Source organism: uncultured Bifidobacterium sp. (assembly GCF_945269915.1).
GTDB lineage: Bacteria > Actinomycetota > Actinomycetes > Actinomycetales > Bifidobacteriaceae > Bombiscardovia > Bombiscardovia indica.
The window spans coordinates 1-7,305 of the sequence record NZ_CALYOY010000050.1 but is presented as its reverse complement, the minus strand read 5'-3'; the positions used below and the strand labels follow the sequence as shown (position 1 = coordinate 7,305).

Here is a 7,305-nt window from a genome sequence, read left to right as displayed (position 1 = left end):
GTTCGAATCTCGTATCCTCCGCCACCGGAAAACCCGGACCGCGGTCCGGGTTTTTTAGGCGCGGAACATCGTATTCCCCAGCATTCCTGGCGAATCGAGAGTTCTGTGTGTCGCAGGAATCATACATGCTTCCCAAGCACAAAGGCTTCATAAGCCCGGCTCCCCTTTTCGGCTCGACTGTCGGAGTTGGTCATCATTCCGACCCGGGAACACGGAAATCATGAGTGCTGCAAGGTGGGAATATGCCATCCGACCAATCACAGACGATGCGTCGTTGTTTGCACCCTTCCGGGCTTCATAGGCGGAAGCGGAATGACCGCGCACAAGGCAGCCGGATCCGGATTGTCCTTGTCGTCCTTCCCGGCAAGGCCACAAGAGCCTGCGGTCATTGCCGGCACTCCCCAATGTGTATGCACAGAAACCGCGGGACAGGGACATGCTCAATTCCGTCCCACGAATCATCGACTGGACCTAGACAGCGCGAGCCGATTCCAGCCGACGACATGCACAACCCGATGCAGATCTTTCGAATGGTCATGAACTCAAAGAGGCGTTGCCCTTATTCAACAGTCTTGCAAACGCCGCTTCTGTCTGCCCTTCTGATCAAAATTCGCCTCATCCAACCAGGTTTCCAGTCTCTCTTTCACAGCCGGCCATTCACGATCCGTCATGGAAAACCAGTCCGTGTCGCGGCTCCGGCCCTTGTATACCATATCGTTTCTGAAACAGCCCTCCGCCTTGAAACCCAGCCTCAACGCAGCTGATCTCGAGGGCGCGTTAAGGCTGTCGCACTTCCACTCGTAACGCCGATAGCCCAGGTTCTCGAAGACATGCCGAGCCATCAGATACTGGGCCTCGGTGGCCTGCCGGGTTCTCTGCAACTCACCGGTGTAGATAACATGACCCATCTCCACGCTGCCCATATCGGCCCGTATCCGCATCAGGGCATACATGCCCAACAGGTTCGAGGAATCGCGGACCAAGCCCCACCCCTGTGGAACCAATGATTCTCCGCCTGAGAGCAGGCCGACAGGGCGGTCGGCAGCATCCGGCTTGCGAAGAATGGCAAAGAACAGAGGATCCCGACTTGCCGTCATCAACCTGAACTCGGAATCGAAGGCGGTTTCGTCAGGGTAGAGATGATGACTGCTGTAGGTCATGATGGATTCATCGCAGTCAGGACCGAAGATGCGCCGATAAAAAGCCCGTTTCTGCCAAGCATCCAAGGGTGCCACCAGAACCGTCCGGCCTACCAAGCTCACAGGCTCCGGTAACCTTGCACCCGTATACGACACAGCCTCGCCAATGGGTTGCCCAAACTCGTTGAATCTCATATCCGCATCCTCCTTCCGTGTCATGATGCTCATTCCACCAACAGCGATGAAGGGAGGTCGACGACGGAGGCACCAGTCACGGCACTGCCCGACTCGACATTCAGGATGTCAGGCGATCAACCCGGAAATCAGCATTCTCATCATACCCATTGCCGGCAGTCATATATCTCCATAGGTACGGGCACAAGCGGGAACATATCCTCCTTGGAGGACCCCATGAGAGGATGTCGAGAGCCATCGCCGATTCGTAATACACCTACGTACGAAGACCGCGAGAATTCCCGAATACTGCCTTGTTCCATGGCCTTCCGTCATTCCTTGCAGCCGCATGTGACCATGGCATCGGGATCCGGCCGACCGCCCAATACCCTCGTCGTCCCCTTGCATGCCATATCTTCTTACCCGCCAGTCGCATTCCCCGCACTCGTCCATATGCATGAATACCAAAACGAAACAATCCTGATATGACGTTGAGTCCGCCGCAATCCAAGAACTGCCGGTAGAGTAGAAGACCAGTCGTTTTCGATTCTTGACGTGAACTTCGACGGAGGAGACGATCACCATGCCCAAGGCCCTGATAATCGTGGACGTCCAGCCGACCTTTTGCGAAGGAGGCGAACTGGCGGTCGAGGGCGGCAACGAGGTCGCCGAAAGGATCGCCGACTACGTCCACAGGCAGGCCGGGGACTACGCCTATATGGCCACCACCCAGGACTGGCACATCGAACCCGGAGCCCATTGGTCCGGCCACCCGGATTTCGTGGACAGCTGGCCCAAGCATGGTATAGCCGGCTCACCCGGGGCTGAATTGCACCCCAGGATTCGGGAACTGGGAATCCCCCATCATTTCAAGAAAGGACAATATTCGGCCGCATACTCCGGATTCGAAGGCATCGAGGACAACACCGATCGAATCCAGAGCAGGCAGGAGTTCTCCAGGGCCAGATCGTCCGGTCCCACCCTGGCGGAAGCTCTGGCGCTCGCCGAGGTCGACCAAGTGGACGTAGTGGGTATCGCCGAATCACATTGCGTCAAAGAAACCGCCCTCGACGCCGTGAAACAGGGCTACAAGGTCACCGTCTTCGAGAATCTGACCGTACCGGTCAGCGAGGACCAAGGTATCGAAGCCCGCAAGGCCATGGCCTTAGCCGGCATCCACCTGACCCTCTCCGACCAGAACCGATAACGGTTGACCTGAAATTCACCAGGGCTGAATGGTGGGGCCGACGGTGAATTCCGCAACATCGGTGTCCTCGGGCTGATCGATGGCGAAAGACACCACCCTGGCCACCCGTTCGGGACTGATCTGATAACGGTCATACGTCTGGTTCATATCCTCAAGCGTCCGTTCATCCGAGATGGTGTCCAAGAGCTCGGTCTGAATGGCAGCCGGGTAGATGGTGGCAGTACGGATATGCGTCCCCTCCTGGGCGGATTCCATACGCAGCACCTCCATAAGGTCGCGGAGAGCCCACTTGGTGGCACCATAGACCGCCCCACCGGGATAAGCCTTCAGTCCTGCGACCGATGAGGTGGCGATGAACTGGCCTCGCCGCTGTTCGACGAATTCCGGGAGCGCGGCCGCAATCCCATACAGGACCCCGTTCAGGTTGACATCCACCGTCCTCTCCCATTCATCCACGTGCAGTGCGGAAAGGGGCGAGTTGGGCATCAACCCGGCATTCAGAAACATGACATCCACCTGGCCGAACCTGTCCTTGGCGAAGGAGACAAAGTCCTCGTTGGACTGCCGCTTCGTCACGTCCAGTACCTTGGATTCCGCCCGACCTCCGGCTTCCGTGATGCCCTTGACGATCTTTTCGAGCCGGTCGGCCCGGCGGGCGCCCAGGACCACATTGGCTCCCTTCCCCGCCAGGAGACGAGCCGTGGCTTCGCCTATTCCCGATGATGCACCAGTAATCAACACGGTCTTATCGGCAATCGTCATCGTCGTGCCTCCCTCGGAATCGATTTGTATCGGTGATCCTATAACCTCAAGTCGCTCAACGTGCAAATATCGATATACGAAGCCATGTGCGTCCCCACGCCATAGGAACGGTACCCGGACGAAATGCCCGTCATGATCGAAGCCCCACCATGGAACCGGCAATCACACTCGCCCATGCCATGGAAACATGGCTTGTCGTTCAAGATACCTCATGGTGTTCTCTGACTGATCCAGCAGGCGCATCGCACGCCGTAACGGTATCGGCGACAGACATCCCACAGCCCGGCGAATGACATCACCCCACCGAACGGAATCGTCTGGATTCATGCCGGGCGATAACCTGCATGGTCGGGCACACATCTTTCCCCCGTCATACACCCGTGGAGTCGAAATACGGATCCTCGATGAGCACCTGATGGCGGACGAGCGGCAACACAATATAGACACCGTGTATGGGAACGCATGAGCAACATGCATTGTTCCTCCCCGGAGGGCTCTGATAGATTGCCATTGAATTCGTCAGGAGGCGACGATAAATGGGCACAATTCACCTGCAGAATGGAATGGCCTTGCCGGACTTGGGCTATGGCGTCTATCAGATTGACGACGAGGACCTGTGCCGCAACGCAGTGGAGGAGGCATTGGGCATCGGCTACCGGCTCATCGATACCGCTGCCTGCTATGGAAACGAGAGCGCCGTGGGAGACGCAGTCCGCGATTCCGGTATTCCGCGAACGGATGTCTTCATCTCCTCCAAGGTCTGGATACAGCGTGAAGGCCACCAAGGCACCATGCGGTCATTTGAAAAAACGCTGCAGAACCTGCGAACCGATTACCTTGATCTCTATCTGATTCACATGCCGTACGGAGATTACCAGGGTTCATGGAGGGCAATGGAAGAACTTTACGACCAGGGACTGGTGCATGCCATCGGGGTCTGCAATTTTCTGCCCGACCGTCTGGTAGATCTCATCCTCTCGTCGCGTATCGCTCCCATGGTCGACCAGATTGAGCTCCACCCCTTCACCCAGGAGACCGGTCTCAGACATCTTCTCTCGGAATACGGGATTGCGCCAATGGCCTGGGCGCCCTTGGCCGAAGGCAGGAACCAGCTTTTCGCGGATCCCGCCCTGACCCGTATCGGTAAGCACTACGGCAAGACACCGGCTCAGGTGGTTCTTCGGTGGCTCACGCAGCAGCACATATGCGCCATCCCCAAATCTTCGCACCGTCGACGCATCCTGGAGAACCATGACATTGATGATTTCTCCCTGGACGATGATGACATGCGGTCCATCCGCGCCATGGATACGGGCCGACCCCTCATACTCGATGTGGATACACCCGAAGAGGCGCGCCGCCTTCATGGAATAACCTATAGGCAGTAGTCTCTCGACAGCCGGGATTGTTCAGTTCGCATACATCGGAAACAGGATATGGACGGGGAGATGCGGACATAACCATCCCGGGGCTTTCCGACCGGCCCGGCTGCCGTGAATCACAGAAACCGCCCGGGACAGTCCCTCCCCCCCCCCCCGCCGATGCCGGAATAAACACCGTCTCGAGGAGACACTATTCGCCATCGATGTTCGCCACCGGTCATTTTTGATTCGACAAGGCTGACCGGTCATACCCGGTCAACTCCGGGAATAAACGTGACCGAAGAGATGGGGGGTAGATCAAGGCCGTCCGGAAACAATCCGACCCATGCAGGTTAGGGAAACAGATGGGCATAGGACCTTGCCGGCATGACGGGGGCGGACACATCACAAGGGGTGAATACCCCTCCCCGTTGACCTCACTGCCGCGAAGCCGCGAGATGAGGGCGGCGGAGGACACCCCGGCGGAAGAAGCGGAAACCTGATCAGTTCAGCCTTCCGATAGACGCAGCAGGTATTGTTCCGCTGCCCTGGTGAGGTCCTCATCGCCAAGTCCGGATGTGACACCCGTCAGAATGAAGGGTTCCCGATACACGGTACCGATCAGGTTCGCCGTGGCTCTAAAAGGGGCCAGCAGGTCATCGACCGTGTATCCGAAAGGTCCATCATGCCGGTAATTGTCAGCTGCGGAACCGACCGACACCGCCAGCATGAGATCCTTGCCCCTCAAGGCATCACCATTGGAACCATAGGCCCATCCGTAGGTCAGGACCTCGTCCTCCCATTCCTTCAGCAAGGGAGGGCAACTGTACCAGTACATGGGAAACTGCCAGACGATACGGTCACAGGAAGCCACATAACGCTGCTCCTCGGCCACATCGATAGGCCCGCCATTGCAGACCTTGTATTCGTCCCGAACCTTGATTCCTTCACTCTCGTGCCCCATGGCCTCGCGCATCAAACGTGCATTGATCCGTGACGAATCCATATGGGGGTGGAACACCAGTACGGCGGTCGTCATGTCAGTCACCTGCTTTCCTGGCGGCATCATCCTCTGACCATATCCGTCCGGCCCGGTTGAAGGCCGACCACGCCTTGGGCCAGCCGGCGTAGAAAGCCAGATGGGTTATCTCCGCCACTATCTCCTCCTTGGTGATGCCGTTTCTTTTCCCGATATTCAAATGGGCATCCAACTGCTCGGTGCTGCCCATGGCGATCAGTGCGGCGATAGTGATCAGACTCCGATCATGCGCGGACAGGTCTTCTTCGTCAGACCAGACCTGACCAAAGAGGACATCATCATTCAGAGCCGCGAACCGGGGCGCGAAATCCCCGAGTTGGTCCCTTCCCGCCGTTTGTTTCTCAGCCATACCCACTCCTTGGACAACCGGCTGAATGGACCGGAACACCTGGCTGCCAACCGGTGGACATCATGATGATGGCATTCCGGACATGAACGGCTTTAGTCTATGGTCCTCAAAAAAGTATGTACAATACCGATGGTTAATGACCGTGCATTGAATTATTGCATAGATGATCGATCAGCACGGGTCAACACGACGTGAATTCGCAGACCGATCCGCGATATGGATTCGTTCGGTCACCAATTCCAGGAACGCGGCAACCGTTCTCCCGGGATTCATATTCTTCCGCCAAATCATCTTGTGCCCCACGGTGCAACAGGGCGAGAAGGGCACGAAGGTCATGCGCTTCGGGTCCGAAAGCGTGACGCCCCCCTCAATAGCAAGGAAACCATACCCCTCATGGACCACAAGTTCACAGGCGTTCCGAGGAAGGCCGACACTCCCGCGGATGTCCAACCGTTCCATATCTGAACCCAACCATGTGTTCAGTTGGTTCCGGACTATCTCGCGGTCTGGTCCGACCAACGGAATCCCACGGATGTCATCGACCCCAACCGAAGACCTTTCGGCCAGGTCGGAGTCAGCCGCTACGACGATTCCCCATCGATCGATGACCGGCAACGATACAGCTTCGTATTTCGCCGACTCGACCGGCTCTATCACGAACCCCAATTCCAGCTCTCCCCTATCCAGCTCATCCTTGATACCTTGCCCCGTACCGGACATGACGGAGAATCCGACGGCCGGGTTACGGCGCTGGAACATGGCAAGCCACTGTGCGAGACGGGTCGACACGGCGGATTCCACACAACCAATGCGTAACTCGCCCGACAGTCCGTTCGGGTCGACCCTCACCTCCTGGCGGGCTCGGTCCAACTCCAGAAGAATCCGACGGGCATAGCGTTCAAAACCGAAACCGGAAGCCGTGAGCACCATCTGCTTCCCGCTGCGGTCGAACAGACTGACGCCCAAATGCTTTTCCAGGCCGATGATCCTGCGCGACAAGGTAGGCTGGGACATATGGAGATCAGCTGCTGCATCGGTAATGCTGCCCGCTGCGATGACAGCCAGAAAACACCGTAGATCCTTGAAATCCATCTCACACTTCCCTTGGCTCTTGTTCATCTGATTCTATGGTCCTTCCCGTGAAGGCGGGGTATCCCTGTCACGCCCGGGCAGAGGAATCGAGATCCGAGAAGGCGATGACGATCCGCGTCAACCCGGTCCCCTCCTGATGGATGGTCAGCGCCTCCGAAGCTGCCGACCTGGCCGAAACGACC

Annotated in this window: 7 protein-coding genes; 2 read left to right on the top strand and 5 right to left on the bottom strand. The window is 57.4% G+C overall.

Features of this window, described 5'->3' with window-relative positions:
• Positions 1-563: 563 nt before the first annotated feature.
• Positions 564-1,334, bottom strand: coding sequence for a GNAT family protein (locus tag Q0K62_RS07605; RefSeq protein WP_297317375.1), 771 nt, complete (start codon positions 1,332-1,334; stop codon positions 564-566).
• Positions 1,335-1,896: 562 nt separating this feature from the next.
• Between Q0K62_RS07605 and Q0K62_RS07600 the strand changes: the two genes are divergently transcribed.
• Positions 1,897-2,520 (top strand): isochorismatase family protein, encoded by a 624-nt coding sequence (locus tag Q0K62_RS07600; RefSeq protein WP_297317374.1) that lies wholly within the window; start codon positions 1,897-1,899, stop codon positions 2,518-2,520.
• A gap of 15 nt (positions 2,521-2,535) precedes the next feature.
• On the opposite strand, the gene Q0K62_RS07595 is transcribed toward Q0K62_RS07600, so the two are convergent.
• Positions 2,536-3,282 (bottom strand): SDR family oxidoreductase, encoded by a 747-nt coding sequence (locus tag Q0K62_RS07595; RefSeq protein ID WP_297317373.1) that lies wholly within the window; start codon positions 3,280-3,282, stop codon positions 2,536-2,538.
• A 536-nt stretch (positions 3,283-3,818) separates the two neighbouring features.
• On the opposite strand from Q0K62_RS07595, the gene Q0K62_RS07590 reads away from it, so the two are divergent.
• Positions 3,819-4,670, top strand: coding sequence for an aldo/keto reductase (locus Q0K62_RS07590; protein ID WP_297317372.1), 852 nt, complete (start codon positions 3,819-3,821; stop codon positions 4,668-4,670).
• A gap of 481 nt (positions 4,671-5,151) precedes the next feature.
• Here Q0K62_RS07590 and Q0K62_RS07585 read toward each other — a convergent pair whose 3' ends face one another.
• The 3 genes from Q0K62_RS07585 to Q0K62_RS07575 all read right to left on the bottom strand — a co-directional run bounded on the left by Q0K62_RS07585 (position 5,152) and on the right by Q0K62_RS07575 (position 7,150).
• On the bottom strand, positions 5,152-5,682 hold the full coding sequence (locus Q0K62_RS07585) for an NAD(P)H-dependent oxidoreductase (RefSeq protein ID WP_297317371.1): 531 nt from the start codon (positions 5,680-5,682) through the stop codon (positions 5,152-5,154).
• A 1-nt stretch (position 5,683) separates the two neighbouring features.
• Complete coding sequence (locus Q0K62_RS07580; RefSeq protein ID WP_297317370.1) at positions 5,684-6,031, bottom strand: carboxymuconolactone decarboxylase family protein; 348 nt, start codon at positions 6,029-6,031, stop codon at positions 5,684-5,686.
• A 171-nt stretch (positions 6,032-6,202) separates the two neighbouring features.
• Positions 6,203-7,150 carry a LysR family transcriptional regulator gene (locus Q0K62_RS07575; RefSeq protein WP_297317369.1) on the bottom strand — a complete coding sequence of 316 codons (948 nt, stop codon included), beginning with the start codon at positions 7,148-7,150 and terminating at the stop codon, positions 6,203-6,205.
• Positions 7,151-7,305 lie beyond the last annotated feature (155 nt).

Excerpts from the sequence above, each read along its gene's own strand:
- Q0K62_RS07605 (WP_297317375.1), bottom strand. The coding sequence starts at position 1,334 with ATGAGATTCAACGAGTTTGGGCAACCCATTGGCGAGGCTGTGTCGTAT.
- Q0K62_RS07600 (WP_297317374.1), top strand. The coding sequence starts at position 1,897 with ATGCCCAAGGCCCTGATAATCGTGGACGTCCAGCCGACCTTTTGCGAA.
- Q0K62_RS07595 (WP_297317373.1), bottom strand. The coding sequence starts at position 3,282 with ATGACGATTGCCGATAAGACCGTGTTGATTACTGGTGCATCATCGGGA.
- Q0K62_RS07590 (WP_297317372.1), top strand. The coding sequence starts at position 3,819 with ATGGGCACAATTCACCTGCAGAATGGAATGGCCTTGCCGGACTTGGGC.
- Q0K62_RS07585 (WP_297317371.1), bottom strand. The coding sequence starts at position 5,682 with ATGACGACCGCCGTACTGGTGTTCCACCCCCATATGGATTCGTCACGG.
- Q0K62_RS07580 (WP_297317370.1), bottom strand. The coding sequence starts at position 6,031 with ATGGCTGAGAAACAAACGGCGGGAAGGGACCAACTCGGGGATTTCGCG.
- Q0K62_RS07575 (WP_297317369.1), bottom strand. The coding sequence starts at position 7,150 with ATGAACAAGAGCCAAGGGAAGTGTGAGATGGATTTCAAGGATCTACGG.